This window comes from Clostridium minihomine (genome assembly GCF_900240385.1).
Taxonomy (GTDB): domain Bacteria; phylum Bacillota; class Clostridia; order Oscillospirales; family Acutalibacteraceae; genus Faecalispora; species Faecalispora minihomine.
This window is the reverse complement of the sequence record NZ_OEQH01000005.1, coordinates 109,985-134,971: the sequence shown is the minus strand read 5'-3', so window position 1 is coordinate 134,971 and position 24,987 is coordinate 109,985. Positions and strand designations below refer to the sequence as shown.

Annotated in this window: 29 protein-coding genes; 15 read left to right on the top strand and 14 right to left on the bottom strand. The window is 47.7% G+C overall.

Annotation, left to right across the window (positions count from 1 at the left end):
• Window positions 1–238: 238 nt before the first annotated feature.
• The 4 genes from C1A02_RS11945 to C1A02_RS11930 all read left to right on the top strand — a co-directional run bounded on the left by C1A02_RS11945 (window position 239) and on the right by C1A02_RS11930 (window position 3,826).
• Window positions 239–1,264 (top strand): methionine ABC transporter ATP-binding protein, encoded by a 1,026-nt coding sequence (locus C1A02_RS11945; protein ID WP_101698462.1) that lies wholly within the window; start codon window positions 239–241, stop codon window positions 1,262–1,264.
• The gene (locus C1A02_RS11940) at window positions 1,254–1,916 is read left to right on the top strand and encodes a methionine ABC transporter permease (protein ID WP_101698461.1); all 663 of its coding nucleotides are present in this window, start codon (window positions 1,254–1,256) and stop codon (window positions 1,914–1,916) included. The genes C1A02_RS11945 and C1A02_RS11940 overlap by 11 nt, the downstream gene beginning before the upstream one ends.
• A gap of 44 nt (window positions 1,917–1,960) precedes the next feature.
• Window positions 1,961–2,809 (top strand): MetQ/NlpA family ABC transporter substrate-binding protein, encoded by an 849-nt coding sequence (locus C1A02_RS11935; protein WP_101698460.1) that lies wholly within the window; start codon window positions 1,961–1,963, stop codon window positions 2,807–2,809.
• 270 nt (window positions 2,810–3,079) lie between these two features.
• Entirely contained in the window at window positions 3,080–3,826 is a 747-nt protein-coding gene (locus C1A02_RS11930) for a MerR family transcriptional regulator (RefSeq protein ID WP_101698459.1), read from the top strand.
• A 182-nt stretch (window positions 3,827–4,008) separates the two neighbouring features.
• On the opposite strand, the gene C1A02_RS11925 is transcribed toward C1A02_RS11930, so the two are convergent.
• The 4 genes from C1A02_RS11925 to C1A02_RS11905 all read right to left on the bottom strand — a co-directional run bounded on the left by C1A02_RS11925 (window position 4,009) and on the right by C1A02_RS11905 (window position 6,234).
• On the bottom strand, window positions 4,009–4,848 hold the full coding sequence (locus tag C1A02_RS11925; protein ID WP_101698458.1) for a pirin family protein: 840 nt from the start codon (window positions 4,846–4,848) through the stop codon (window positions 4,009–4,011).
• Window positions 4,849–5,381: 533 nt separating this feature from the next.
• On the bottom strand, window positions 5,382–5,738 hold the full coding sequence (locus C1A02_RS11915) for an arsenate reductase family protein (protein WP_101698456.1): 357 nt from the start codon (window positions 5,736–5,738) through the stop codon (window positions 5,382–5,384).
• Window positions 5,738–5,947: a YwbE family protein gene (locus tag C1A02_RS11910; protein ID WP_101698455.1), complete on the bottom strand. Its 210-nt coding sequence runs from the start codon at window positions 5,945–5,947 to the stop codon at window positions 5,738–5,740. The genes C1A02_RS11915 and C1A02_RS11910 overlap by 1 nt, the downstream gene beginning before the upstream one ends.
• Window positions 5,948–5,982: 35 nt before the next feature.
• Window positions 5,983–6,234, bottom strand: a complete 252-nt coding sequence (locus C1A02_RS11905; protein WP_129588166.1) for a hypothetical protein — start codon at window positions 6,232–6,234, stop codon at window positions 5,983–5,985.
• Between the two features lie 387 nt (window positions 6,235–6,621).
• Between C1A02_RS11905 and C1A02_RS11900 the strand changes: the two genes are divergently transcribed.
• From C1A02_RS11900 to C1A02_RS11885, 4 genes are read left to right on the top strand one after another with little or no spacing between them, the layout of a single operon-like run.
• On the top strand, window positions 6,622–8,064 hold the full coding sequence (locus C1A02_RS11900; protein ID WP_101698453.1) for an NAD(P)/FAD-dependent oxidoreductase: 1,443 nt from the start codon (window positions 6,622–6,624) through the stop codon (window positions 8,062–8,064).
• Window positions 8,057–9,307 (top strand): NAD(P)/FAD-dependent oxidoreductase, encoded by a 1,251-nt coding sequence (locus C1A02_RS11895; protein ID WP_207204909.1) that lies wholly within the window; start codon window positions 8,057–8,059, stop codon window positions 9,305–9,307. The genes C1A02_RS11900 and C1A02_RS11895 overlap by 8 nt, the downstream gene beginning before the upstream one ends.
• Window positions 9,304–9,663: a DUF1667 domain-containing protein gene (locus C1A02_RS11890; protein WP_101698452.1), complete on the top strand. Its 360-nt coding sequence runs from the start codon at window positions 9,304–9,306 to the stop codon at window positions 9,661–9,663. Before C1A02_RS11895 ends, C1A02_RS11890 begins: the two co-directional genes overlap by 4 nt.
• Window positions 9,664–9,718: 55 nt before the next feature.
• Window positions 9,719–11,116: an MATE family efflux transporter gene (locus C1A02_RS11885; RefSeq protein ID WP_243578007.1), complete on the top strand. Its 1,398-nt coding sequence runs from the start codon at window positions 9,719–9,721 to the stop codon at window positions 11,114–11,116.
• Window positions 11,117–11,253: 137 nt separating this feature from the next.
• On the opposite strand, the gene C1A02_RS11880 is transcribed toward C1A02_RS11885, so the two are convergent.
• Window positions 11,254–11,643 (bottom strand): NifB/NifX family molybdenum-iron cluster-binding protein, encoded by a 390-nt coding sequence (locus tag C1A02_RS11880; protein ID WP_101698450.1) that lies wholly within the window; start codon window positions 11,641–11,643, stop codon window positions 11,254–11,256.
• 16 nt (window positions 11,644–11,659) lie between these two features.
• Window positions 11,660–12,007 carry a DUF134 domain-containing protein gene (locus C1A02_RS11875; protein WP_101698449.1) on the bottom strand — a complete coding sequence of 116 codons (348 nt, stop codon included), beginning with the start codon at window positions 12,005–12,007 and terminating at the stop codon, window positions 11,660–11,662.
• A 159-nt stretch (window positions 12,008–12,166) separates the two neighbouring features.
• On the opposite strand from C1A02_RS11875, the gene C1A02_RS11870 reads away from it, so the two are divergent.
• The 5 genes from C1A02_RS11870 (at window position 12,167) to C1A02_RS11850 (ending at window position 14,382) form a co-directional block, all read left to right on the top strand.
• Complete coding sequence (locus C1A02_RS11870) at window positions 12,167–12,385, top strand: ATP-binding protein (protein ID WP_101698448.1); 219 nt, start codon at window positions 12,167–12,169, stop codon at window positions 12,383–12,385.
• Window positions 12,360–12,992: a 4Fe-4S binding protein gene (locus C1A02_RS11865; RefSeq protein WP_101698447.1), complete on the top strand. Its 633-nt coding sequence runs from the start codon at window positions 12,360–12,362 to the stop codon at window positions 12,990–12,992. The genes C1A02_RS11870 and C1A02_RS11865 overlap by 26 nt, the downstream gene beginning before the upstream one ends.
• Complete coding sequence (locus C1A02_RS11860) at window positions 12,940–13,233, top strand: ArsR/SmtB family transcription factor (protein ID WP_101698446.1); 294 nt, start codon at window positions 12,940–12,942, stop codon at window positions 13,231–13,233. The genes C1A02_RS11865 and C1A02_RS11860 overlap by 53 nt, the downstream gene beginning before the upstream one ends.
• Complete coding sequence (locus C1A02_RS13780; RefSeq protein ID WP_243578006.1) at window positions 13,230–13,679, top strand: rhodanese-like domain-containing protein; 450 nt, start codon at window positions 13,230–13,232, stop codon at window positions 13,677–13,679. The genes C1A02_RS11860 and C1A02_RS13780 overlap by 4 nt, the downstream gene beginning before the upstream one ends.
• 145 nt (window positions 13,680–13,824) lie before the next feature.
• Window positions 13,825–14,382, top strand: coding sequence for a class I SAM-dependent methyltransferase (locus C1A02_RS11850; protein WP_101698445.1), 558 nt, complete (start codon window positions 13,825–13,827; stop codon window positions 14,380–14,382).
• Between the two features lie 227 nt (window positions 14,383–14,609).
• Here C1A02_RS11850 and C1A02_RS11845 read toward each other — a convergent pair whose 3' ends face one another.
• Window positions 14,610–14,978 (bottom strand): winged helix-turn-helix transcriptional regulator, encoded by a 369-nt coding sequence (locus C1A02_RS11845; RefSeq protein ID WP_101698444.1) that lies wholly within the window; start codon window positions 14,976–14,978, stop codon window positions 14,610–14,612.
• A gap of 126 nt (window positions 14,979–15,104) precedes the next feature.
• Here C1A02_RS11845 and C1A02_RS11840 point away from each other — a divergent pair, with 126 nt between their 5' ends.
• Complete coding sequence (locus C1A02_RS11840; RefSeq protein ID WP_101698443.1) at window positions 15,105–15,500, top strand: pyridoxamine 5'-phosphate oxidase family protein; 396 nt, start codon at window positions 15,105–15,107, stop codon at window positions 15,498–15,500.
• 338 nt (window positions 15,501–15,838) lie between these two features.
• On the opposite strand, the gene C1A02_RS11835 is transcribed toward C1A02_RS11840, so the two are convergent.
• From C1A02_RS11835 to C1A02_RS11815, 5 genes are read right to left on the bottom strand one after another with little or no spacing between them, the layout of a single operon-like run.
• Complete coding sequence (locus C1A02_RS11835) at window positions 15,839–17,407, bottom strand: acyl CoA:acetate/3-ketoacid CoA transferase (protein ID WP_101698442.1); 1,569 nt, start codon at window positions 17,405–17,407, stop codon at window positions 15,839–15,841.
• A gap of 12 nt (window positions 17,408–17,419) precedes the next feature.
• Window positions 17,420–18,544 carry a 2-hydroxyacyl-CoA dehydratase subunit D gene (locus C1A02_RS11830; RefSeq protein ID WP_101698441.1) on the bottom strand — a complete coding sequence of 375 codons (1,125 nt, stop codon included), beginning with the start codon at window positions 18,542–18,544 and terminating at the stop codon, window positions 17,420–17,422.
• A gap of 17 nt (window positions 18,545–18,561) precedes the next feature.
• Window positions 18,562–19,842 (bottom strand): 2-hydroxyacyl-CoA dehydratase subunit D, encoded by a 1,281-nt coding sequence (locus C1A02_RS11825; RefSeq protein WP_101698440.1) that lies wholly within the window; start codon window positions 19,840–19,842, stop codon window positions 18,562–18,564.
• On the bottom strand, window positions 19,839–20,630 hold the full coding sequence (locus C1A02_RS11820; protein WP_101698608.1) for an acyl-CoA dehydratase activase: 792 nt from the start codon (window positions 20,628–20,630) through the stop codon (window positions 19,839–19,841). Before C1A02_RS11820 ends, C1A02_RS11825 begins: the two co-directional genes overlap by 4 nt.
• A 36-nt stretch (window positions 20,631–20,666) precedes the next feature.
• Complete coding sequence (locus C1A02_RS11815) at window positions 20,667–21,086, bottom strand: VOC family protein (RefSeq protein WP_370737805.1); 420 nt, start codon at window positions 21,084–21,086, stop codon at window positions 20,667–20,669.
• Window positions 21,087–21,307: 221 nt separating this feature from the next.
• Between C1A02_RS11815 and C1A02_RS11810 the strand changes: the two genes are divergently transcribed.
• Window positions 21,308–22,750, top strand: a complete 1,443-nt coding sequence (locus C1A02_RS11810) for a hypothetical protein (RefSeq protein ID WP_101698438.1) — start codon at window positions 21,308–21,310, stop codon at window positions 22,748–22,750.
• A 402-nt stretch (window positions 22,751–23,152) separates the two neighbouring features.
• Here the strand turns inward: C1A02_RS11810 and C1A02_RS11805 are convergent, their stop codons facing one another.
• Together C1A02_RS11805 and C1A02_RS11800 are read right to left on the bottom strand one after the other, a co-directional pair.
• Window positions 23,153–24,154, bottom strand: a complete 1,002-nt coding sequence (locus tag C1A02_RS11805) for an electron transfer flavoprotein subunit alpha/FixB family protein (protein ID WP_101698437.1) — start codon at window positions 24,152–24,154, stop codon at window positions 23,153–23,155.
• Between the two features lie 14 nt (window positions 24,155–24,168).
• The gene (locus C1A02_RS11800; RefSeq protein ID WP_101698436.1) at window positions 24,169–24,969 is read right to left on the bottom strand and encodes an electron transfer flavoprotein subunit beta/FixA family protein; all 801 of its coding nucleotides are present in this window, start codon (window positions 24,967–24,969) and stop codon (window positions 24,169–24,171) included.
• Window positions 24,970–24,987 lie beyond the last annotated feature (18 nt).

Sequence of the window (24,987 nt, the reverse complement as noted above, 5' to 3'; positions counted from 1 at the left end):
GCTCTGTAAAAATCACGGCATCTTATCCGGCAGCACCAGCTAACAAAACAAAACTTATATGAAATATATGAATTTTTGATTGACAAATGGAATTCACCTGATTATAATAAGCATAACTTCTCATTTCCCCATCCCATTGTTCTTTTTGCAAAAACCCTTTTTCTACCTAGATACCCCATTTACTAACAAAGAATTTTGGTATATACTAAGAGGGTTATGTTGAAAAGGAGGGAATCTTGTGGCTTCTCAACCCATTATTGAGATTAAAGCACTGGAAAAGACGTTTCAAACCAAAAACGGCGCGGTTCACGCCTTAAAAGATATTAATCTGCAAATCGAACAAGGTGATATTTTTGGAATTATCGGCATGAGCGGCGCCGGTAAAAGCACCTTGGTGCGCTGTATGAACCTGCTGGAACGCCCCACAGCCGGGCAAGTTCTGTTTGACGGCAAAGATATCGCAAGGCTTGGCGGCAAAGATTTACGCCAAGTACGGCGCTCTATGGGCATGATCTTTCAGCAGTTCAATTTGCTGATGCAGCGCGACGCAGAAAGCAATATTTGCTTTCCCCTGGAAATTGCCGGTGTAGACAAACAAACGGCCAAAGCACGGGCCAAAGAGCTGTTGGAACTGGTGGGGCTGTCAGACAGGGCACATGCCTATCCGTCCCAATTATCCGGCGGACAAAAACAGCGTATCGCCATTGCCCGGGCACTGGCCCCGAACCCCAAGGTGCTTCTTTGCGACGAAGCAACCAGCGCACTGGACCCCACCACAACCGCTTCTATCCTTTCTCTTTTAAAGGATATTAACCGGCGGCTTGGCATTACCATTATCATCATCACTCATGAGATGAGCGTCATTGAACAAATCTGCAACAAAGTAGCCATTATCGATCAAAGCCATATTGCAGAAGTGGGCAGTGTAGAAGACATCTTCTTTCACCCCAAAACAGCTGCCGCTCAAAAGCTGGTATACCCGGATGGCAAGAAAAGCGAGCCCTTCTCTGCTCAGGATTCTTCCCCTTGTTACCGCATTGTGTTTGACGGAAACTCTTCCTTTGAGCCGGTTATTGCGGGGATGGTGCTGGAATTCAAGATGCCCGTAAACATCATTTATGCCGATACCAAAAACATAGATGGAAAAGCCTTTGGGCAAATTGTCATTCAGGTTCCCGAGCAGCAGGCTTTGCGGGAAAATATGCTTCGCTATTTAACGCGACGGGGCGTAACGGTAGAGGAGGTGACCGGTTATGTTGGATAGTACCACCATTAATATGCTGACCATAGGCGTTCTGGAATCTTTATACATGACGGTGGTTTCCACCATTTTCTCTTATATTATCGGCTTCCCTCTGGGCATCCTGCTGGTCACCAGTGCCAAAGACGGAATTCGCCCCAACCAGCCTTTGTTTAAGGTTTTAGATATTATTGTAAACATCACCCGTTCCATTCCCTTTTTGATTTTGATGGTAGCGATTATTCCCATTACCCGCGCCATTGTGGGCACCACATTAGGCCCCACTGCCACCATTGTTCCGCTGGTGCTGGGTTCGGCGCCCTTTGTGGCTCGGCTCATCGAATCTGCTCTGTTAGAAGTCGACAAAGGCGTTGTAGAAGCGGCACACTCCATGGGATCATCCGATTGGCAGATTATCTTTAAGGTGTTGGTGCCGGAAGCTGTTCCTTCTTTGATGAACGGGGCCACCATTGCCATTACCACTATTTTAGGCTATTCTGCTTTGGCTGGCTTTTTGGGCGGCGGCGGACTGGGCAGCATTGCAACCAACTACGGATATTATCGTTATCAGACGGATATTATGCTTATTACTGTCATTCTTCTGGTTATCATTGTGCAGATTTTTCAGGAAATCGGCATGCGCGCGGCCAACCGCAGCGATAAGCGTAAATCTTAAAATAAAGCACACCGGTATTAAAATTGATGGAGGTATGTTTCAACATGAAAAAGATTCTTTCCACCCTGTTAATAGCAGCTCTTTCCGTTTCGGTTTTGGCAGGCTGCTCCAATGGATCCTCTGACAGCAGTGCCGCAGGCGATTCCGGTGCTGGCAGCACCGAACTCAAGCAAATTACAATTGGGGCTTCCCCTGCCCCCCATACCGAAATCCTGAAAAAAGCAAACGAATTGCTCAAGAGCAAAGGATATGAACTGAAAATTCAGGAATTCAACGACTATATCCAGCCCAATCTGGCAGTAAACAATAAGGAACTGGACGCCAACTATTTTCAGCATATTACCTATTTGAAAGACTTTAATGAAAAACAGGGCACCAAGCTGGTTTCTGCCGGCGACATCCACTATGAGCCTTTCGGTATTTATGCCGGTAAAACAAAGTCTTTGGATGCTTTGGCCGATGGCGCTGTCGTAGCTGTGCCCAATGACACCACCAACGAAGCCCGCGCTCTTCTTCTGCTGGAAGATCAGGGTCTGATCAAGCTGAAAGAGGATGCCGGAATCACCGCAACCAAAAATGATATTACCGAGAACCCCAAAAATCTGAAGATTCAGGAAATTGAAGCAGCCCAGACTGTTCGCTCCCTTCCTGATGTGGATCTGGCGGTTATTAACGGAAACTATGCCATCTCCGGCGGCCTGAAGGTTGCCGATGCACTGGCCACCGAATCGGATGCTTCTTTGGCTGCTACCGCTTATGTGAACGTAATTGCGGTACGCGAAGGGGATGAAAACCGAGAGGACATCAAAGCCTTGATTGAAGTGCTGAAAAGTGACGAAATCAAAGAGTATATCGACAACACTTATAGCGGAGCCGTTGTGCCTGCAAAATAATAGCCTGCAAAATACAAAACAGCCTGGTTTTTACCAGGCTGTTTTTTCGATTCCGTTGTTTTTGAAATAAAAGAGTTTGATCGGTCAGATTCTAATCATACTCTTTACTCCAGAATGGGAATGCCAAATGTCTGTATTCTTACCCTGAATTGACAGAAACTAAGGATACAAAATACAGAAACATCATTCATTTTTTAAGATTAATAAAAAAGCGCTTGACTATGACGCGGCGTCATGGATTAAGATAGTCCTTGCAAGGAGGAAAAGCCAATGAATACACAAGAAGTCGCCAACCTGACAGGCATCAGCGTGCGCACGCTTCACCATTACGACGCAATGGGAATTTTATGCCCTGTCCGCAACCCGGAAAACGGCTATCGTGAATATTCCGAAGAAGATTTGGATCGTCTGCAGCAGATTCTATTCTTTAAAGAATGCGGTTTTTCCCTTGCGGTGATTCGCAGTATGCTGAAAGACCCTGCTTTTGATCGGGAACAGGCATTTCAGGTGCAGCAAAATTATCTGCTGTATGAAAAAAAGCGAATCGAAACCATGCTGGAAACCTTAACAAAAACCAGAAAAGCGTGGAAAGGAGAAACAACCATGACACCAAAAGAAAAATTCGAGGGATTTGATTGGTCCAATAACCCTTATGAAGAAGAGGCCCGCCGTTTGTGGGGCGATGAGGTGGTAACCCGCAGCAACGATAAAATCCGTTCGATGAGCCAAAAGGAACAACAGACCATCTCTACAGAAATGAATCAGCTGTTTCAAGAATTGGCAGAGTACAGGCACATGCCGCCGGACTGCCCTCAGGTGATGACGGAAATGGAAAAAATGTACCGCTATTTTAATCAAAATTTCGGATATCATTATACTCCCGAAGCTTTTGCCGGACTGGGGCAGATGTATGTCTGCGACCAACGGTTCACCGAAAATATCGATCAATTCGGCGAGGGGCTTTCTGCCTTTTTAGAAAAGGCAATGAAACATTACGCCGATTCCATTCAATCATAAAAATCCACGGCATAGGCGCCAGTGGAACTATAACAAAAGGAACGTGGCTTGCCGTTTGGCAGGCCACGTTCCCTATTTTGGAATTTTTCTTTTCTATCTCACAATAATGAATAACCCTTTGAACTCTCCTCTTCGTTCTGTGCGCTTGCTAAAAGCTCCCTTTCATTCGGAACCTGCAATAATCAGCTGCGGATAAAGGTTCCCTCTTCCAATTCCTGAAATGCTTTTTGCAGTTCTTCCCGGGTATTCATTACAATGGGGCCGCCCCATGCAATCTGTTCCTGTAACGGACGCCCGCTGAACAGAACAAATCGAACGCCTGTTTCGGCACTGGCCTGTACCACAAGATCATCCCCCTCATGAAACAAAACTGCGTGCTTTTCCTGTACGACAGAACCCGATTCCTCAAAAACACCGGAACCGCGCACCACATAAAGGAATACCGTGTTTTCAAAAGGAACGGACAGGCTCCACTGCCCGCCGGGCAAAACCGCCACATCCAGCATGGTCATCGGGACAAAATCGCCTTGTGCAGGGCCGTTTGTTCCTTGAAAGCTCCCGGAAATGACACGGGTTGTTCCGGAATCAGTCTGAACCACGGGAATCTGCTCTGCCCGAATATCCCGGTATTGGGGCGGTGTCATTTTATCTTTTTGGGGCAGATTCAGCCACAGCTGTAATCCCAACATCCGCCGGCTTTCCTTGGGCATTTCCTGATGCAGAATACCGCTGCCTGCGGTCATCCACTGACAGCAGCCGTCTTGGATGCTGCCTTGATTCCCCAAATTGTCGCCATGTTCAATGGTTCCCTCAATCAGGTAGGTAACGGTTTCGATTCCCCGGTGGGGATGCCAGGGGAATCCTTTCACATAATCTGCCGGATCGGTGGAATCAAACGCATCCAGCATCAAAAAAGGATCAAATTCCTCCACATCAGGGCGGCTGATTACCCGTACTAATTTTACTCCCGCACCGTCTTTCTGGGTGCTGCCGGTCACTGTTTTACGTATTTTTCTTCTCATAAATCTGCTCCTTTCTTTGATTTCTTCTACAATTTGGAAAGCGAATTGTCATGAAATACAAAAATCTATTTTTGATACAGAAAACACCAAAATTGAAATGGTGTATTTTTGCACTGATGGAATCTAAAATCCCAACCTAAAACGTTTTACATTATAGAATTCTTTCAAGCGGCTGGTTTTGTGTGCCAGTGACTTTTCTTGTGTTTTATGATAAAATAGTCTTACGGTATTTAATACCTTAAAGAGCATAGAATCATAGTTCGTGCTTTCGCACAAGAGCGGCTGTGCCGCAAAAACAATCTGCCGTTTATGAGATGCTGAGCGCATCCAAAGGAAAGGATGAATGTGGTTGAAAAACATGACACCCAGAGAAAAGATGAGCAAATCCCAGCGCCGCAAGCTGGACTTGCAAAAACGCGCCACTTGGGGCGGGCTGAACCCCGTTACCAGAAGGCCGCCGAACCCAAAAGCATATAACCGAAAAAAGATTCAAAAGGGAGAGGATTATGGACTCCGTTTTGAATCTTTTTCTGTTACAGCAGCTTTTCTTCCCATTCCTTTTCCCGAAACCCAACCAACACCGTCTGGCCGTCAGTCAGGATTGGACGCTTGACCAGCATCCCATCAGAAGACAGCAGATCCAGCTGTTCTTCGTCGCTCATTTGGGGCAATTTTTTAGAAAGCTCCATTGAGCGGTAAATCAATCCGCTGGTATTGAAAAAACGTTTTAGCGGCAGCCCGCTGGCCTGATACCAAAGGGTTATCTCTTCTTTTGTGGGATTTTGTTCTTTGATATCCCGCATGGTATAAGGAATATGATGTTCCTCTAACCAACGTTTCGCCTTTTGGCAGGTCGTGCATTTGGGGTAACATACAAATGTAAATTCCATTACGCTTCCTCCTGTTCCTGTATCACCTGTTGAACCCGGCCAACAATGCCGGAATCCAACATCACCTTAATGCCATGGGGGTGGCTGGGGCTTTTGGTCAAAAGCCGTGCAACCCGGCCCCGGGTCAGCTTCCCTGTTCTTTGATCCTGTTTTTGCACCACATCCACCAGTGCACCCACCGTGATATTTTTTCTTAGCATTCCATCCATAAAGTATTCCCCTTCTATACAAAATAAAGTTTCATTCAATCTCTTTTCACTTCCCAGCTGACACATTCTGCGACAGTATCCGTTTGTTTTGCCAACTGCTGATGCAAAATCCCCCCTGCTTGGGCATACGGTTCCCCCAGCGCACTCTTGTCACTTTGCACCCCGCCGGAAAAGAATCCCAGTAACTTTTCCCCGCCATTCTGCTTGTCCCCGGTTGTTTTTCCCGAAAATTGATATACTAAAAGCAATGTGATGTTTAAAATACAGAGGTATGATATTTTTCTCAAAACATCGAAAGCTCTGCTTTCGCTTCTGCCGTGAGGTTATTTTAGCAGAATAGCAAAAGGCCAGTGCCTTTTGTCAACCATACCCTGATGCACCGTTGCGCATCAGCCTGCTTCAATGTTCTCTCAGGCATCGAAAGCTCTGCTTTCGGTTATGCCGTGAGGTTATTATACTCTATTCCTCAAAAACGATCTATCCCCTTGTAAGTGTATTTTTTATCGAAGCGAAACTTCACCAAAAAAAGTATCTTTTCCAAATGCTTTTGGCTGTGTTGTACCATGACAAATCGAGGGATTCATTGTATAGTATTTAATTGATGAAACCAGATTTAATTATTTGTGCCAAGCAGGCGAAAAGTCGCCTGACCCAAGATAAAAAAGGAGACCGCTATGTTTGATGTTGCGATTATCGGCTGCGGAATTACCGGTGCTTCTGCCGCTTATGAGTTGTCCCGCTATCGCCTGCGTGTTGCCATCATAGAACAGGAAAATGATATTTCTATGGGAACCACCAAGGCCAACAGCGCCATTGTTCACGCTGGATATGACCCGGAACCGGGAACTTTGATGGCAAAATTAAACCGGGAAGGCACCCAGTTAATGGGCCAATTGTGCCGGGAATTGGATGTCCCTTATTTGCAAACAGGTTCTTTGGTGCTGGCTTTTACCGAAGAGGAGCTGCCAAAGATTCGGGAATTGTACCAACGGGGTGTTCAAAACGGTGTTCCCGGGCTGGAGCTGCTAACCCCTGAACAAGTCAAAACGATGGAACCAAATCTCAGTCCGGTGTCCGGGGCACTGTACGCCCCCACAGCAGGAATTGTCAGCCCCTGGGAATTGGCTTTGGCTTTGACAGAAACCGCTGTACAAAACGGTGCAGAGCTGTTTTTAAGCTGTCCGGTAACCGCCATTACGAAAGAGAAAGACGGCTTCTCAATTACAGCAGGAGAAAAAGACATTCATGCCCGCCACATTTTAAATGCTGCCGGCGTCAGTGCAGATATCATTCACAATCTGGTGGCAAAACCTTCTTTTACCATTGTGCCCGATCGGGGTGAATATTATCTGTTGGATAAAAGCGAAGGGAATCAGGTCTCTCATGTTGTTTTTCAGTGTCCCACCAAGGCGGGCAAAGGAACTTTGGTTGCCCCCACCGTCCACGGCAATTTGATTGTGGGCCCCAACAATGAGCCGCCTGAGTCCCCAAACGATCTGTCCACCACCCGAGCCGGGCTGGAACAGGTAGCGCGAAACGCCCGCAAATCCCTGCCCAACTTAAATCTGCGTCAGTCCATCCGCAATTTTGCCGGAATCCGTGCGGCAGCGGATCGGGATGATTTTATCATCGAATCCGCAGCCGATGTGCCAGACTTTATTGATTTGGCCGGAATCAAGTCACCGGGATTAACCTGTGCGCCGGCTATCGGAAAAATGGCGGTGCAGCTTTTGGGGCAGTCCGGACTTTCTTTGGCCGAAAAAGAGCAGTTTGTGCAATCGCGCCGCAGAATACGCTTTGCCCATTTGCCCACAGAAGAAAAAGCACGCCTGATTCAAGAGAATCCCGATTACGGACGAGTCATTTGCCGGTGTGAAACCGTGACAGAAGGCGAAATCCGAGATTCTTTCAGCAGCCCGGTTCCCCCTCGCTCTATCGATGCGGTGAAACGCCGCACCAACGCGGGAATGGGCCGATGTCAGGGCTCTTTTTGCAGCCCCAGAATTCTGGAACTTTTGGCGGAGCATTGGAATGTCTCTCCCGATCAGGTGCCCCAGGACGGCGAAGGAACCAATATTTTAATGGGAGAAACCAAGGGAGGGTCCGCCGATGAATGAAATGTATGATCTGATTGTAATCGGGGCTGGCCCAGCCGGACTGGCCGCCGCATTGGCTGCCCATAAGGCGGGGCTTGAACGCATTTTATTAATAGAGCGGGATCGGGAACCGGGTGGTATTTTAAACCAATGTATCCACAACGGATTTGGCCTGCATTATTTTAAAGAAGAACTAACCGGGCCGGAATACGCCGGAAAATTCATCCACATGCTGGAAGGCACCGGAATTGAACTGATGACCGATACCATGGTTCTGGAAATTACTGCTGATAAAACCATTACCGCCGTCAGCAAAACCTATGGCCTTCAGATTTTAAAAGCGCACTCCATTGTTCTGTCTATGGGCTGCCGGGAACGCACCCGGGGGGCCATTGCCATTCCGGGCAGCCGACCAGCCGGTATTTTCACTGCCGGAACCGCCCAGCGCTATGTTAATATGGAAGGGTATATGGTGGGCCGCCGGGTTTTGATTCTGGGTTCCGGCGATATTGGGCTGATTATGGCTCGCCGCATGACGCTGGAAGGTGCCAAGGTGTTGGCTTGTGTGGAAGTGATGCCCTATTCCGGCGGTTTAAAGCGCAACATCGTTCAGTGTTTGGAAGATTTTAATATTCCGCTGTATCTTTCCCACACCATTACTGAAATCCGAGGGAAAAAGCGGGTGGAACAGGCGGTGGTGTCCCAAGTAGACGAAAACCGCCAGCCGATTCCCGGAACCGAGATGATTTTCGATTGTGACACCATTTTGCTTTCAGTGGGCCTGATTCCGGAAAACGAGCTGACCCGCAAAGCGGGAATCGAGATGGATCCCCGCACCGGCGGCGCCATGGTCTATGAAAATATGGAAACCTCTATCCCCGGGATTTTTGCCTGCGGAAATGCCGTGCATGTGCATGATTTGGTGGACTTCGTCACAGCGGAAAGCCAACTGGCCGGAACCGCTGCCGCCCAGAAAGACAATGCGGCTTCCCACACGGTAACACTGAAAAACGGTTCGGGGGTCACTTATACCGTACCCCAAAGAATTCGACCGGAACGGGTGGAAAAGAATGTGGGTGTTTTCTTTCGTGTGAACCGAAGCTGTGAAAAAAGCGCCGTGATTGTGCGCCGCGACGGCGAAATCGCCGCACGATACCCCAAGCCTTATCTGGCTCCCGGTGAAATGGAGCGTGTGTCGCTGCCTAAAACCTTGCTGGAAGGTGCAAACACCATTGAGATATCCATAGAGGAGGCACAAGGATGACGGAACTGACTTGTATTGTGTGTCCCAGAGGCTGCCGCCTGCGGGTAGATACAGAAAATGGATTCCACGTTACCGGCAATGCCTGTTCCCGGGGGCCGGTATACGCCAAACAGGAACTGACTGCCCCCATGCGCATTATCACTTCTACCGTTCGGCTGAAAAACAGCTCTTTGCGCCGATGCCCGGTGAAAACCAGCGGCGGCATTCCCAAGGGCATGATGTTTGATGTAATGCGTGAAATAAATAAAGCAACCTTAACCGCCCCGGTACACATGGGGCAAACCGTGTTGGAAAATGTGTGCGGCACCGGAGTAGACGTGGTCGCAACCCGGGACATTCTGTCCCAAACCGAATAAAACAAACCGTGGCAAATGAATCGATGCCATCCGTAAAATGAATTGGTGTGATTTTGTGGTTAACTATTGGCATTTCTTAAAAAGGCGCTCGGTCGGACTGATGGAAAAGCATCTGTCCGGCCAAAACATCCACTACCAGCAAATCCTTTCTCTTGCTCTGCCGATTCTGGTGGAACAAACCTTTATTCTTGGCATCAATTTTTTTAATACCGCCTTGATCAGCACAGCCGGCGTGGCGGCCATCAGTGCCGTCAATATGGTGGATTCACTGAATATTCTGATGACAACTGTCATTATCGCTATCGCAACCGGAGGCACTGTGCTGGTGGCCCAATATCAGGGCAACCGGAACCCTGAAATGGTGTCCCGTTCCACCGAACAGGCCGTGTCGCTGGTTCCGACGGCGTCCTTTGCGCTGGGACTGCTTCTAATCTTATTTCGCGATCCGCTTTTGTCGGTTCTGTTCGGAAATGCCGACGCAGAGGTATTCCACAACGCAAGGCTTTACCTTTTAGGCAGTGTATTGTCTTACCCTGCCTATGGCTTATATCAGGGTGCGGTCTGCTGCCTGCGGGGTGTGGGGCGAACCCGCCCCGCCCTGGCTTTGAGCCTGATTACTAATGTATCGTATGTACTGATAAACATTCTTTTCATTTACATATTCGATTGGGGCGTAGTCGGTATGGCCATAGGCGTTAACATCGCCCGCCTGCTGGGTGCGACATGCTCTTTGTTCTTCCTGATTCGGCTGGACGACATGCTTCATTTTCAGTGGCGGGGCGCGTTAAAACCCAATCTGGATATTCTGAAAAGAATTCTTTATATCGGAATTCCCTTTGCGGCAGAGCAAATTTTCTTTAATGGCGGAAAACTGCTCACCCAAACCTTTATTGTAGCACTGGGGACCTTGGCTCTTACCTCCAACGCCATCAGCTGGTCAATTATTTTGATTCTGCAAATTCCCAGCAACACCATCAGTCAGGTGGCGGTGACCATCATCGGGCAATGCATGGGGCGGCGGCAGATTCAGGACGCCCGCAAGTTCATTCGCACTTTTGTGGTTTTATCCGGATTCAGCTTTCTTCTCACTTTCCTTTTGATTCTGCCGGTTCTCAAACCCTTAATCGGTATTTTTCAACCACCGGAAGAAATCGTATCTGAAGTCTGGAACATCGTGGTGGTAACAGCTTTGGCACAGCCCCTTCTCTGGTCCGCCAGCTTTATTATCCCTGCTGCGATTCGTGCTGCGGGCGATGCAAAATTCAGCTCTATGGTGTCCCTGTTCTGCATGTGGGGTCTGCGCGTTGGCTGCGGCTGGCTGTTGGCCCTCCCCCTTGGCTTTGGTCTGATGGGAATTTATTTGGCAATGGTGTTAGAATGGGTGATTCGGGCTGTAATCTTTCTGTGGCGGCTTAAAGGCAACCAATGGTATTCCCATCATTTAATCGACTGAAAATAGAATAACTCATCGGATTTTTCATTTTGCAGATTCCTCTAAAATCAAAACAAAGTTTGTGCAAAGAGGAATCAATAAAACAGAAAGCCTGAAGCTTTTGCTTCAGGCTTTCTGTTTTTATATTTATTTCTTTTTCAATGACCGCACGCAGAGTGATCTTCTCCGGAACAGCTGTGGCCTTCCTCATGATGGTGATGATTGCAGGCTACATCCGGGTTATAGATCAATGTCCCGGCCAGATACTCTTTGGCCGCCTGATCCGCTGACCCGCTCACTCCGCCAAAAATTTCAATGCTCCGCTGCGTTAAAGCTTCTTTTGCACCGGCACCGATCCCCCCGCAAATCAGCACTGAAACCTTCCACTGCTCCAGCATTTCTGCCAAAGCACCGTGGCCGTTTCCATTGGTAGACACCACACGGCCGTTTAAAATCTCACCATTTTCTGTTTCATACAGCTTAAAAGCTTCACTTTTCCCAAAATGCTGGAACACTTTTTCATCTTGATAAGGAATTGCCAGTATCATGTTTTTTTCCTCCTATTCAGTCTTTCGTTTGTTTTTTGGGGCAATGAATACAGTGACACTCTGTCCCGTTGCCGCAAAGGGTATAATCGCCGCCGCTGATTTGCAGCCGTTTGCCATGCACAAGACATTCCGCCAATTTCTTGCGGGCACTGTTATAGATCCCCTGCGCCGTGGTTCGGGCAACGTCCATGCGTTTCGCGCATTCTTCCTGAGTAAGCCCTTCCAGATCAATCAGACGGATGCTCTCAAATTCGTCCACCGTCATGACGATGCTCATTTCTTGGATCTCTTTGCCATCCAGCGGACCAAAATGCTGCCGTTTTGGCAGGCAGCACACTCGCCTGCACTTTCGGGGTCTGGGCATAAAACCCTCTCCTTCCCTGGCGCTATATTGGCATATGCCATCTATTATTTTACTCCTTTTATGGCATATGTCAATAACAAATAAAACTCTTGACAAAATAAATTAATATCAGTATATTAGTAATTACTAATATACTGATAAAGGGTGTTTGAATCGATTATGAAAAAAATTGCTTTTGTATCGCCCGAATGTGTGGCCTGCGGATGCTGTGTAAAGGTTTGTCCCAAAGGAGCCATCACGGTTCCCAAGGGAATCCGTGCAGAAGTGAACGAACAACTATGCATTGGATGCACAAGATGCGCCAAGGTTTGCCCGGCTCAAGTCATCACCATGATTGCAAGGGAGGATATGTATGAAAAAGCGCAAGCCGTGGTATGAATATCTCTGGATTTTCTCAGCCGTTTATCTCACCTTAGGTATTTTCAATATTCTATTTGCATGGCTGGGACTGATTTGTTTTTTTGTTCCTTTACTGATTTCTATTTGGAAAGGAAATAAAGCGTACTGTAACAAATATTGTGGGCGCGGCCAGTTATTTGAACTGCTGGGCGGACGATTCGGTCTTTCCCGCCAACAGGCCCCTCCGAAATTTCTGCGCTCCAAGTGGTTTCGCTATGGATTTTTAACATTCTTTATGACCATGTTCGGGTTGATGCTTTATTCCACTTATCTGGTATTTGCCGGTGCTGATTTGCGAGAGGCCGTCACACTGCTGTGGGTTTTTAGACTTCCCTGGAATTGGGTAAACACTTCTTTTGCCGCTCCGGCGGTCGCCCAATTTGCGTTTGGATTTTACGGCGTGATGCTGACTTCCACTGTTTTGGGCCTTGTCACAATGATTCTCTTTAAACCTCGTTCCTGGTGTGTTTACTGCCCAATGGGCACGATGACACAGGGAATTTGCCAATTAAAACACAGAAAGGACGATTCCAATGGAAGAAAAAGCAAAACAAATTGCGGAACTGCTGAAAATGCTTGCCAATGAAAACCGGCTTTTGATTTTATGCCAGCTGATAGAAGGCCCAAAAACAGTAAGTAAATTGGCAGAAAAAATCCCCAATATTACACAATCTGCTTTATCCCAGCACCTGGCACTTTTAAAAGCTCATGGAATTCTGGATTTTACAAAATCCGGCCAAAGCATTACCTATCGAATTGCGGATGAGCGTGTGGAAAAGGTGATAGATGTCCTGAAACAATATTATTGTGAAGGAGAAGAACTGTGAAAAAATATCTCATTGCATTTCTTTTACTGGGCATTTTCATCTGTGTCAGCGCATTCCTTTTGGGGGGCTGTACCCGAAAGGCTGGCAATTCTTCTTCCCTTTCAACTAGCAGCGGCAAAACGGCCTATAAAACCATTTCCCCAGAAGAAGCGAAACAAAAAATGGACAGTTTGGAACATTTTATTTTGTTGGATGTTCGCACAGCAGAAGAATTTTTAGAACAACGAATTGAGGGTGCGACATTGATTCCGGATTATCAAATCGCCGCTGAGGCAGAAAAAACACTAACTGAGAAAGACACCCCCATTTTGGTTTATTGCCGCAGCGGACGCCGAAGTGCCCTTGCCGCACAAAAACTGGCGGAACTGGGTTATCCCTCAGTTTATGATTTTGGCGGCATTATCGACTGGCCTTATGAAACCGTCAGCGGAGAAGAAAAAAATTGATGAACTCTCATTCGACTGCCTAAGAAAAAGTGCTTTGAACAAAATCAGCATGGTGCAGGGTTTCTTCCTCTTTCTAATGAGTGCCGCTTCCCCATCCTGCACAATGTTAAAACACGCTGCCACCCGAAAGGAACTGTGAAAAAACATGAAACACAAATTAGAAAATCCCCAACGGATCAAAGAATTAAATCCGGTGGAAACGCTCAAAAAAATCGGCCTGAAAGAAAATGATTCCCTGTGCGATATCGGCGCCGGAACGGGAATTTTCACTTTTGCCGCAGCAAACCAAAGCCATGCTTTGATTTATGCGGTAGATCTCTCACCGGAAATGTTGGCTATTTTAGAAGAAAAAAAGGCAGGACAAAAGGCGGAAAATGTGATTCTGGAAAAAGAAATCTCTAAGGTTCCTTCCTCCTCTTGCCGCATTGCTCTGCTTTCCACCGTTTATCATGAGCTTCAGGACATTCCAGAAATGCTGCGCCAAATCAGACGCATTTTAACCCCGGGCGGAATGTTGGCAATCATTGAATTCCACCCAAAGCAAACTTCCTACGGCCCCCCTTTGGAACACCGGTTCAGTCCGAAACAGCTGAAAACTCAGCTAAAGGAAAATAACTTTTTACAAACAGATCATTTTGATCTGGGGGGAACTCTTTACACTTCTGTGTTCACCCCAAATCTTTCAGCGTGTCCCGGGAAATAAATCGCAAATCATATCATACACATAGAGTATCATCCAAAGTCATCCTTTTTATTTTCGTGTTGTGCGTACTGGTACTTTACAAACGAAGAAACCACCTTAATCCCAAAGAGCGTTCGGGACTGAGGTGGTTTCTTCGATTTTTTCTGCCAAGGGTGTCACTTTGATTTTCGGGTGCAATTCGGTTGCCTCCCCAATGCCGATCATGAAAAATCCAATAGCGGCACCGATTATTCCAAAGAATTTTGTACTTGAGTTTCCTTCTGGCTTTTTCGATTCAGATAATCGATGTACTCGTTTCCCCAAATTTCCAGCGCCTGTAAAACAACGTGAAACTTTTCCCCAATAGTGCTTAAAGAATACTCTACCTTAGGTGGAATTTGAGTATATTCCTTTCTCAAAATCAAACCTTCCTGCTCTAATGTTTTGAGTTGCCGGGACAAGGTTGCGTGGGTAATTTCTTCCGGCAGCCGACGCTGTAATTCATTGAATCGAATGGGGCCGTCCTTTAATAAATACAAAATGTAAATCGACCATTTTCCGGTCAGCACTTTTTGTGATGTCACATAAGGACACAGCCCAAACAAATCTTGATTCATATACCCCTCCTAGTATCCTATAAAATACTGGTATCCTAAAATATCGTAGTTGATTTTATTATATTAGTCTTTATAATAAACTTATATAATCAATATATCATAAATACGCGAAAGGAGCAATCCGAGATGAATGACGTTTTAAATTATTTAAAAGAATGCGGAGTTTTCTATCTTGCAACCAATGAGGGGGATCAGCCCAGAGTACGGCCTTTTGGCGCTGTTGCAGAATTTGAGGGCAAGCTTTATCTTGTGACCAATAACCAGAAAAAGGTATACCAGCAGATGCTGAAAAACCCCAAAGTGGAAATTTCAGGCATGGACAGGGGAACCTGGATCCGGATAACGGCAGAAGTCGTTCCCGACAGCCGCCGAGAAGCCCGTGTCAAAATGCTGGAGGATAATCGGGAGTCACTGGGCAGCATGTACCAAGCCGATGATGGCCGAATGGAAGTGCTGTATCTGAAAAATGCAGTAGCCACCATCGAATCTTTTACCGACGAGCCAAAAACCATTCGCTTCTAAGTCTTTTATAAAAAAACAAACAAAAACAGGGTAGATTTTGATGCGAAAAATCTACCCTGTTTTTATATAATCAGAAGGAATGTTGTAAACACAATTGTGGTTTTAAAAATTTTCCGCAAAGCGAGAAAGTTAAAGTTTTTTGCAAAGAGCATCCCTTGCTTGCACATCATAACAAATATTCCGATTGCCAGAGCAAAGAGGGATGCCCCACTGCAAAGAGTATCGTACCAAAAGAAATGTGTTTTATTGGTTTTTGAAAGAGAGTTTTGTTACGAGAAATCGTTTGAAATAATCCATAACCATGGGAACAGTATCAGAAAACCAGACCATTACGGGGCTTAATGCATCCCCATAATCTCTTCGGCAAAAATGCGGGGATCCATTTGCGGTACTTCGCCATTTACTTTATCGATGATTGGCATAAATTCCATCTGATCCAGGATTTGGGTTTGGAGGTCGACACCCGGTGCAATCTCAATCAGATGCATTCCATCTTTTCGCAGTTCCATTACACAGCGTTCCGTAATGTACCGGACCAGCTGACCGTTTTTGATCGCCATGTCACCGCTGAAAGTAACTTCTTCCACTTGTTTCAGAAACTTTTTCTGCCGACCTTCCTGAACAATCTGAACCTTGCCGTCGGCCACATGAATTTTTAAGCCGCCGGCGGTAAAGGTTCCGCAGAAGCACACATTGCGGGTGTTCTGAGAAATATCAATAAATCCGCCGCAGCCGGCAATCCGCGGGCCAAACCGGCTGACATTGATATTGCCTTTCTCGTCGCACTCTGCCAAGCCCAGAAAAGCCTGATTCAAGCCGCCGCCGTCATAAAAGTCAAATTGATATCCCTGATCCAGAACCGCCTCTGCATTTTGAGAAGAACCAAACCGGGGGCCCCCCTGCGGAATCCCGCCGATCAGTCCGCTTTCTACCGTCAGGGTCATCTGATCGCCGATGCCTTCTTCTGCTGCCGCCGCAGCAACATATTCCGGCGCGCCCACTCCCAGATTTACCACATCACCCGGCTTGAGTTCAAAAACACCCCGGCGGCCAATGATTTTCTTGGCACTCATGGGGAAATCCGGAGTGCTGGCGGCTGTTTCCGCCAAGATTCTTCGTTCCCCGCAGATCGACGGATCGAAAGAGCAGCCCAGGCACTGCTCGTGATCATCAGGGGCAGCAACAACCACATAGTCCACATAGATGCGTGGGATCTTAACCATTCGGGCATCCAGAGTGCCGGCTTCCACAACGCCTTCCACTTGAACCACTACAATGCCGCCGCTGTTTTTTACAGCCTGAGCAACCGAAGTGGCCTCTAAAGTGGCGACTTCCCGCTCCAGTGTCACATTGCCGTGCTCATCTGCATAAGTTCCCCGCAAAAAGGCCACTTGAACTGGAAAAGAGGGGTAAAACAGATATTCTTTTTCGTGTATGTGGATGAGCTCCACCATATCTTCTTTGGTAATTTCATTGAGCTTACCACCGCCGTTACGGGGGTCTATAAAGGTTCCAAGGCCCACTTGCGTGATGGAACCGGGCTTTTTGGCCGCAATGTCCCGGAACAGATGACACAAGGCCCCTTGGGGCAGGTTATAGGCTTCCATCTCATTGCGCATGGCCATTTCACCCAAAGTGGGAACGGTAGCCCAGTGGGCGGCCACAAAGCGTTTCAGCAGCCCCTTATGGGCATAATGCTCACCGCCGCAGCCCTTTTTGTTTCCCTGTGAACTGGCGTAAAGATAAGTAAGGTTTTTGGGGTGGCCGGTATTCAGGAACCGCTGTTCCACTGCCTTGTTCAAAGCCTCGGGAATACAGCTGGACACAAACCCGCTGGTGGTAAAGGTATCACCGTCTTTCAGAAGGTCGGCGGCCTGTTCGGCGGTGATAATTTTGACCTTCTCCATTCAATCGCCCCCTTACAGAATTTCCGCAAAGCTTTGCAGCCGGGTGCGCGCCTGACCCAAAGCAGTGATTTCCTGATCGACTTCAATCATCAGGTGGCGGATGCCGGCCTCTTCAAACTGCTGCCGATAGATGGGGTAATCCCACTCTTCGGGGTCGCAGAATTTCATCATTGCCACGATAACCGCATCCGCCTCATTCTTGCGAACCATATCCACCAGCATGGGGCCATGCTTTTTCTTGGTATCGGTTGCCAAAGAACACCCATACATGTTTTGCCAAACCCGCGCCAAACGATAGAGCGGAGCCTCGTTGCCTTCCGGCACATCCACGCGGATTTGACGGGATTCCTGTGCCAAATCGTCAGCTACAATGGCCAGCTTTAACTCATCGAACAATTCCAGCAAACCGTCAGGCTCTGCCAGAATTCCGGTAACAATCACCCGTTTGCCGTCCCATGGTTTCGGCTCCTCAGCCCGAACAGCTTCGATAAGACACTGCACCATTGCGGTGTGGCGCGATTTTTCCAAGAACTGCCGGGATTTAAACACTGCATGACGATCCACCGCAGAAATGAACTGAGGATATTCCGCTGCCAACCGAGAGAATTCACGCATCACGGCCCGATTCTCATTATAGATTTGAATGGAATTTTCCAGTGCGGCATTGGTAATGGTTACGCCAGTAATCTTCTCCAGCTTTTTCTTTAAAATGGAATATTCCTCTTCCAAAAAGCGGTTGGCCGATTCCAGTCCTCTGTTTTGGGGATGAGTAAAGACCAGCGCCGGGGCTTTTCCTTTCCATTTCTGGCTCATACACTTGAGGGTATCACAGGGAACCGAGAATACCACGGCGGCCAAATCGTCATAGACCCCGTCACACTCCAATTCCATTACCTGCTGCATAATCGAACAGGCAAACGGCGGCAGATAAACACGGGCTTTTGATACCGGACAATGCCCACCCCAAAGACCCATGGGTAAAAACCCGGTGGCGTGAACCAATTCTTCTGGGGAATAAACCGGCATAATGCCAATGGCACCCTTCCCGGTTTGTTTCTGATAGTCTTCCATTGCTTTGCGGGGGTTGGCGGCAATGGATCGAAATTGAGCCAAAAGTTCTTTTCTGTTCTGTTTCATGCTTTTCTCTCCTCTCCTTATTCCCCGTCAGCCGCAGATGATTTTTTCGCCATCATCTCACCCAGTGTCTGAATACGGGTATCATACTGGGCGGGAGCAAAGTTCCGCGGATCGGTCTGGTCGCCGTCGAAGCTGGCATAGGGAAGGCCGTTTTTCTCATAGATTTTTTCGGCAGTTTCCACATTGAGGAAGCTCATCAGCTTACAGCTTCGGTTGAGGTGATAAAGCACTCCGTCACACTGACCCTTTTCCATAATGCCCAGAAGGACATTCACCTTGTTATCGAGGCAAGTATTGATATAAGTACGGGTATAAGCTTCGGCCATTGAGTGCAGAGATTCGTCTTCCGCATCATAGGTCAAATCCCACATGTTGGGATACGCCGAGCCGGTCATGATGGTTCCCATGCTCTTCAGAGATTTAAACGTGTGACCCAGATAAGGCCATACGGCAATTCCCTCCCATGTGATGCGGTTCTGTTCCGCTCCTTTAAAGGCATATTCTCCCTTCTTGTTTTTTTCCTCCAGCTCATCGGCAAATTTCCGGAAAGTGGCTTCGGCATAGCTGCGGCTGCGGGCGCAGACCACCAGTGCCATATAGTTAAACAAATCAAAGCCGTTGAGCGGAGAAGGCTTATACTGGCTCATAGAAGCAATGCGATTCCACTGAACAATCGAACGCTGGGTCTGCTGGCGGACTTCGTGGAATTTCTGATAGTCAAAGGGACGGCCACAAATGACTTCCAGCTGTGAAATGGCATTGCGGAATTGGTCGGAAATATATTCTTTGGAATATTCTGGAATCGGCATCGTATGGTTAAAGGGGACATCTATTACGATGCAGGGAATATTCAGTTCTGCCGCCAGATTCTCATACCATTTGAGCAGCGTATTACAGATGTTGTTGCAAGTGAGGACAAAATCAGGCAACGGGACACGGGCTGCCGGCGAATTTGCCAGCGCTTCGGGCGTTTTTCCGGTGATGGCTTCTTCTTTTAACAGTTTCATATAGCCCATATTCACCCGGCCATAAGAACAGCAGTCCACCGAATAGCCGTCGCGGTCGGCCACTTCCAACAGATCCAAAGAGCCTTTGCGCGCACCGATTCCGGCGGCGTGTGTCTCTGGATATACCATAGCAACATCCATGGCTACGCACATTTCCGGCGGAGCCACTGAGGCGGACCAACAGACCAATTTGCCTTTGGCTTTGGCCTCTCGGGCCTCCTCATCCAGCTTAGCCTGATAATAGGCCAGCATTTCTTTTGCAGCCATTTGGCTGATTGCTTTTTCACTCATGCTGTTTTCCCCTTTCGTTTTGCTTCTTCATAGGCCAGCCGGGCGGCTCCCAGCGCACCGGTAAGCTGCGGCTCCCGTGCTACAATCAGCCGCTCACCCAGTTCCTTTTGAATCGCGTCGGCAACGCCGCTGTTCAGCGCCACCCCACCGCACATGACTACCTCGCTGTGAACGCCCACGCGCTGGGCCAAGGCACAGGCTTTGGCTGCCACGCTGATGTGAACGCCGGCGATGATCTCTTCTTTTGGTGTGCCTTGTGCCAAAAGAGAAATAACCTCCGATTCGGCAAACACCGTACAGGTACTGCTCACCGAGGCCGGATTTTGGGAGCGGAAATGGTAATCTGACATTTGATCCAGTTCCACTTCAAGCACACGGGACATGACTTCTAAAAAACGGCCGGTTCCCGCCGCACACTTGTCGTTCATGTAAAACTGACGAATGTTCCCTTGGTGATCCAAAGAAATTGCCTTAACATCCTGACCGCCGATATCGATGATAGTCCGTGCCTTGGGATTCTGGAAAAAGACCCCCTTGGCATGGCAGGAAATTTCGCTCATTTGCTTATCCGCAATTGCCAGCGCAGCGCGGCCATATCCGGTGGAAAGAATAAAAGACATATCATCCGAATCCAGCCCGCTGATTGTTTGAATCTGTTCCAGAAGCCGTTTGGGGCCGCTGCTTCCGGTGCCGGCCTGAACTGTTGTGGCAGCGACAATATCCGTGCCATCCTTCAGAATAACCGCCTTGGAAGAAGAGGAACCAATGTCGATTCCCATGGTATACATCATTGCGGCGTACCTCCTTTTCCAGAATAAAAAACCTTATTTATTGCTGCTTCGGTCAACGGGTGCTACCGTCTGCACCAATTCAAAGAGAATCCCTTCCGAATACCGGGGACGCAGAAAATTCACCATAATGTCTGAAGTGCCTTCCACTGCTTCCGGCTCCAGCATTTCCATGCCCTTTTCAACGAGTTCTCGGCTGCAGGCTTCCACATCTTCTACTTCAAAAGCGATGTGAGCAATGCCCCCCTTGCCGTTATTAAATTTGGTCAGAACACCTTCATGGGGAATAATGAATTCGATGGGGCTTTCCAGCATCGGGCCATACTTGGTAAAAATCAAATCGGCATGATAGCTTTTGACGTATCCCCGATAATCCACTTCCAGCCCAAATAAATCAATCAAATGCTCCGCTTGCTCAACTGTGGGCAGTACAACCCCAACATGGTGCATGCGCATTGGTTTCAAAATGCTCACCCTTTCTGGTAATTGTTTAATAAATTTGTGTATATTGTAGCATCAATTTCTGTGAGAAGAAATGAAATGCAATAGACCTTTTTGGAATGATATTGCATTGAAATTGGAATTTTTTGATTCAAATAAAGTCTATCTCGTTCACTATTTGAAAATGTTGCATATTTATGGTATGCTTATCAAGGATTAAATTGGGAGGTATGACAATGACCACCTATGGAACACTGCTTCGACAATTCATTGATTTTACGGGAAGTAAACTGTACGCAGTTGCCGATGAAGTTGGGTATGACGTCTCTTATGTAAGCAAGTGGTGCAATAAGGATCTTCTTCCTGCACCGAAAACAGCCAGTGTAGTGAACAAAGCTTTGGTTCGCTATTTTTCAACCAGTATTCGGCAGGATAAACGCGAAAGCGACTTTTTCGCCGCTTTCCCCACCGATGTTTCCGGACTTACTGTGGAACAGCATCTCTGTACCCTTCTGTCAAAAGCATACGAGTCTTCTGTCCGCCCCAAGACACCTGCCTCATCTTCGAAATTAGACCTTTTGACCCAGCGCCACGAGATACTGCGATGTCTTAGGAACCTGGCTACCCAGCGATTGGCAACAGGCGGCGAGGTGTTCTGTACCATAGACCTGCTTACCTTATTGGAAAGCCGGGATTTCTCTGTGTTGGATCAGCTGACCGCAGAAGGGGAACTCCATTTTCACACCGCACTGAATATGGAACGATTCCAGCGGGATCCACAGGGCAACTTGCGCGCCCTTTATGATTTTTTAAACCGCTACCCCACCTTGTTTGTCACCTTGTATGACGGAACCGGGCTGGAACGGGAAGGAATTTTGGCGGCGCAAGGCGGCGGGGCGCTTATGGCATCCCTGAATAAACGAAATGAACTGGACGCCCTTTTGGTATTAGAGGTTGGCCCCAATGCTACATATTTGTGTGAAACGGCGAAAATTCGCTTAAAAGAGTGTCCATTGCTGCTTGCGCCTGCTCAGTCAGAAGATATGAACCGCGACGGATATCGAACTGATTTTTACAGCCGGGATCAGTATCAGTTTTTCTGTCCCTATGGATTTGAATTTCTTCTTCCAGAGTGTGCCTGTGAAAGCCTGCTGCAGGCTACGCCGCAAGACCAGCCAAACAACTCACTTTCTAAAATCATTCGCAGGCTTTTTATTACCTGGGAGGAAGTTTTTCAAAAAAGTCACATCGATTTTATTCTGTTAAAATCCTCTGTCCTACGTTATCTGGAATCCGGTGAATTATTGTTTGCCGATATTCCCTATCAAATGTCCCCCTCTGAACGGCTGGAACATATCAATCATGTGAAAGAGCAAGTCCAAAATAATCCGGGAATCCGCTTCATTGTTTTGGATGATGATTCTCTTCCTGCTGATTTTTGTGCTAATTTTTCAGTATACATGAACCCCAAAAAGCTTTTTTTAAAAAATCCAACGGCCTATCAGACCGGAAAAGGCCCACTTTTTTATACTGTGCTGCATGAATCTTTGATTCAGGCCTCCGGCCATTATCTAAAAGCTTTGCAAAGCAACCCCATCTGTAAAATTTATGATCAAAAAGATTTGGCAGAGCTGGAACATCGCTATGGCGGCATGTTGTACCGCATGCTGACGCTGTAATCCAAAACAGATTAGAACAGGGCCTTGGGGTACCTTCCGCAAAAGTGCTTTGACAAAACCAGAAAAACACAAGGTGCGGTTCTGCCTTTTCTGTGGACAATCCAATCTCAGTTTGGCTAGTTTTTAAGATATTTCTGGGAACAGTTTCGTATTTTACTTGTCAGAAGTGTTTAAAAATTCGCCTGATTGCAAAAGGTATTTTTGTATTAAAACACCTTGAATTTCTTGAATTCCAATGAATTTTCTGCTCTTAACTTAACAAAGCGCATGAAATTTTGATTTTTTCGAAAAAAAACATTAACTAAAACAGGCACGGGAAGCAAACTATATTTGCTTCCCGTGCCTGTTTTAATTATGGAGAATGGAGCGATTTATGAACAACAAACGGTATTTGCAAAACAATTAGCCTTCGGCTTTGATTTTACGGATTTCTTCCATCATAGCAGGAATCACCTTGACCGCATCCCCAATGATGCCCACATTGGCCACATCAAAAATGGCGGCATCTTCGTCCTTATTAATGGCAACTACAAAATCCGAGCCAGTCATGCCCGAAACATGCTGTGTGGCTCCCGAAACACCGCAGGCAATATAAAGCCGGGGCGCAACAATCTTGCCGGACTGCCCCACCTGGTGTGCTCTGGAGATCCACCCTTCTTCAATTGCCGGGCGGGTCGCACCGACCACACCGCCCAACAACTCAGCCAGTTCTTCCACCAGCTTAAAGTTTTCGGCATTGCCCATGCCGCGTCCCCCGGCGACAATGACCTCGGCATCCTCCAGATTCACCGCTTCGCTTAATTCCTGAACGGCCTGACGAATCTGTGTTTTTACGGATTCTTTGGGAACGGATATCTTTTTCGTTTCAATCGAACAGGCATTCTGAGCCGGTTCCTGCTTTTGAAACGCACCGGTGCGGATGGTGCAAATTTGCAGCGGGGAATTTTCTATGCACTCTTCCGCCAGCACCGTACCGCCAAACCGGGGGGTTACCCAGGTAAGACTGCCGGATTCGGTGTGAACGGTAACCGCATCTGAAATGCAGCCGCTGTTAAACCGGGCCGCAAGGCGCGGAGCCAGACTTTTGCCCTGCGGCGTATTTCCCGCCAGAAAAACGGCAGGCTGTTCTTCTTGCAGCAGCTGCTGAAGCACGAAGGTGTATTCATCCATCGCAAAAGAAGAATATTCCGGGCTGTCGACTGCAATTACCCGATCTGCGCCAGATACCGCGACCCGCTGTGCTGCGGCATCCAGTCCGCTGCCAATGAGCACGGCGGTTACGGTTCCGCCCAGCTGCCCAGCAATGGCTTTGGCCGGACTTAACAGCTCCAGCCCAACGTTTACCGGTTTTCCCCCGGCTGTTTCTACATATGCCAATACAGTTTTGGTTTGATTATATTCCATGTCACAGAACTCCCTTATAGTGCTTTTGCTTCGACCATCATGGCAACTGCCTTTCGGGCAGAATCCTCACAGGTCTCTTCCTGAATTTTGATACCGGCTACCTTTTGGGCTGGTTCCACAAAGCGCACCGTACGGGTACGGGCAGCCTCTGCGCCAACACTGTCTTTTGCCAGAGCAATCTCTTCCAAAGAAAGAGGATCAATCGGCATTTTTTTGGCGGCCAGCTTGCTTTTGATGGTGGGATAGCGTGGAGTATAGGCCGGGGTGTTCACCGTCACAACGCAAGGTGCGGCAGCATCAATCAGGTTGTAGCCAAAATCTGTTTCCTGCTTGGCAGTCACAACGCCATCTGCATAAGAAATATCCGTCAGGTTGGTAATCAAAGGCAGACAAAGCATTTCGGCAAGCTGCACACCGGTCTGTCCGGTTGCTTTGTCAGTGGCCTCAAGCCCGCAGAAAATCACATCGAACGGTTTTCCGGATGTTTCTTCCAGCTTTGCTTTTGCACCGGCTATAATTCTGGCTTTTCCCAGACTGTCAGAACCTTCAAATGCGGGATCGGTTAAAAGATAAGCATGCGACGCACCAACTGCCAGACAGTTTTTCAGCGCATCCCGGGCACTTTCTTTTCCGATGCTGACCACGGTGATTTCACCGCCCACCGCTTCTTTTAGACGGGTGGCCATTTCAAGGGCATAAGTATCAAAGGCATTGACCACCTGAGCTACTCCATCCAGTTTTGGGGTTCCGTCGGGAGCCAGGCGGATTTCCGCAGAATCGTCCGGCACTTGTTTGATACATACCAAAATTTCCATGAGTTTTGCTTCTCCTTG

Coding starts and splice junctions, on each gene's coding strand:
- C1A02_RS11850 (WP_101698445.1), top strand. CDS start 13,825: ATGAAACACAAATTAGAAAATCCCCAACGGATCAAAGAATTAAATCCG.
- C1A02_RS11880 (WP_101698450.1), bottom strand. CDS start 11,643: ATGATACTGGCAATTCCTTATCAAGATGAAAAAGTGTTCCAGCATTTT.
- C1A02_RS11930 (WP_101698459.1), top strand. CDS start 3,080: ATGAATACACAAGAAGTCGCCAACCTGACAGGCATCAGCGTGCGCACG.
- C1A02_RS11805 (WP_101698437.1), bottom strand. CDS start 24,154: ATGGAATATAATCAAACCAAAACTGTATTGGCATATGTAGAAACAGCC.
- C1A02_RS11890 (WP_101698452.1), top strand. CDS start 9,304: ATGACGGAACTGACTTGTATTGTGTGTCCCAGAGGCTGCCGCCTGCGG.
- C1A02_RS11800 (WP_101698436.1), bottom strand. CDS start 24,969: ATGGAAATTTTGGTATGTATCAAACAAGTGCCGGACGATTCTGCGGAA.
- C1A02_RS11915 (WP_101698456.1), bottom strand. CDS start 5,738: ATGGAATTTACATTTGTATGTTACCCCAAATGCACGACCTGCCAAAAG.
- C1A02_RS11870 (WP_101698448.1), top strand. CDS start 12,167: ATGAAAAAAATTGCTTTTGTATCGCCCGAATGTGTGGCCTGCGGATGC.
- C1A02_RS11845 (WP_101698444.1), bottom strand. CDS start 14,978: ATGAATCAAGATTTGTTTGGGCTGTGTCCTTATGTGACATCACAAAAA.
- C1A02_RS11820 (WP_101698608.1), bottom strand. CDS start 20,630: ATGTATACCATGGGAATCGACATTGGTTCCTCTTCTTCCAAGGCGGTT.
- C1A02_RS11895 (WP_207204909.1), top strand. CDS start 8,057: ATGAATGAAATGTATGATCTGATTGTAATCGGGGCTGGCCCAGCCGGA.
- C1A02_RS11900 (WP_101698453.1), top strand. CDS start 6,622: ATGTTTGATGTTGCGATTATCGGCTGCGGAATTACCGGTGCTTCTGCC.
- C1A02_RS11810 (WP_101698438.1), top strand. CDS start 21,308: ATGACCACCTATGGAACACTGCTTCGACAATTCATTGATTTTACGGGA.
- C1A02_RS11825 (WP_101698440.1), bottom strand. CDS start 19,842: ATGAGTGAAAAAGCAATCAGCCAAATGGCTGCAAAAGAAATGCTGGCC.
- C1A02_RS11840 (WP_101698443.1), top strand. CDS start 15,105: ATGAATGACGTTTTAAATTATTTAAAAGAATGCGGAGTTTTCTATCTT.
- C1A02_RS11835 (WP_101698442.1), bottom strand. CDS start 17,407: ATGGAGAAGGTCAAAATTATCACCGCCGAACAGGCCGCCGACCTTCTG.
- C1A02_RS11860 (WP_101698446.1), top strand. CDS start 12,940: ATGGAAGAAAAAGCAAAACAAATTGCGGAACTGCTGAAAATGCTTGCC.
- C1A02_RS11875 (WP_101698449.1), bottom strand. CDS start 12,007: ATGCCCAGACCCCGAAAGTGCAGGCGAGTGTGCTGCCTGCCAAAACGG.
- C1A02_RS11925 (WP_101698458.1), bottom strand. CDS start 4,848: ATGAGAAGAAAAATACGTAAAACAGTGACCGGCAGCACCCAGAAAGAC.
- C1A02_RS11935 (WP_101698460.1), top strand. CDS start 1,961: ATGAAAAAGATTCTTTCCACCCTGTTAATAGCAGCTCTTTCCGTTTCG.
- C1A02_RS11815 (WP_370737805.1), bottom strand. CDS start 21,086: ATGCGCATGCACCATGTTGGGGTTGTACTGCCCACAGTTGAGCAAGCG.
- C1A02_RS11830 (WP_101698441.1), bottom strand. CDS start 18,544: ATGAAACAGAACAGAAAAGAACTTTTGGCTCAATTTCGATCCATTGCC.
- C1A02_RS11910 (WP_101698455.1), bottom strand. CDS start 5,947: ATGGATGGAATGCTAAGAAAAAATATCACGGTGGGTGCACTGGTGGAT.
- C1A02_RS11940 (WP_101698461.1), top strand. CDS start 1,254: ATGTTGGATAGTACCACCATTAATATGCTGACCATAGGCGTTCTGGAA.
- C1A02_RS11865 (WP_101698447.1), top strand. CDS start 12,360: ATGAAAAAGCGCAAGCCGTGGTATGAATATCTCTGGATTTTCTCAGCC.